Origin of the sequence: Vallitalea maricola (assembly GCF_036985595.1) — a bacterium.
In the GTDB taxonomy this organism is placed as follows: Bacteria; Bacillota; Clostridia; order Lachnospirales; family Vallitaleaceae; genus Vallitalea; species Vallitalea maricola.
Genome location: NZ_BTPU01000314.1, coordinates 1 through 238, shown reverse-complemented (window position 1 = coordinate 238; position 238 = coordinate 1). Strand labels below are relative to the sequence as shown.

At 35.7% G+C, this 238-nt stretch carries 1 protein-coding gene; it reads right to left on the bottom strand.

Annotated features, from left to right (window positions below; all coding sequences use genetic code 11):
• Positions 1–238, bottom strand: a 238-nt coding sequence (locus tag AACQ14_RS24210; RefSeq protein ID WP_339366092.1) for a hypothetical protein, incomplete at both ends; no start/stop codon positions are given.

The following is a 238-nucleotide window of genomic DNA, read 5'->3' as shown; positions in this document are numbered from 1 at the left end:
GGATAATAACTATTGGAACCAATGTGATTAATAAAGCTAAGAGACCAGCAATGATTTGATGCTGTGCACTATTGTTAGTGTTAAGAACCTTAAGACCTAACTGTGCACAATAGAATTGAAAAAAACGTAATGGCTCATGGGTAATGAAATGACTAACTATTGACTTGATTATCAGCACTACCACGAGAATCAACACATGATAGGTAAAAGGCGTTAACTCGGTGAGTGCTTTCATTAA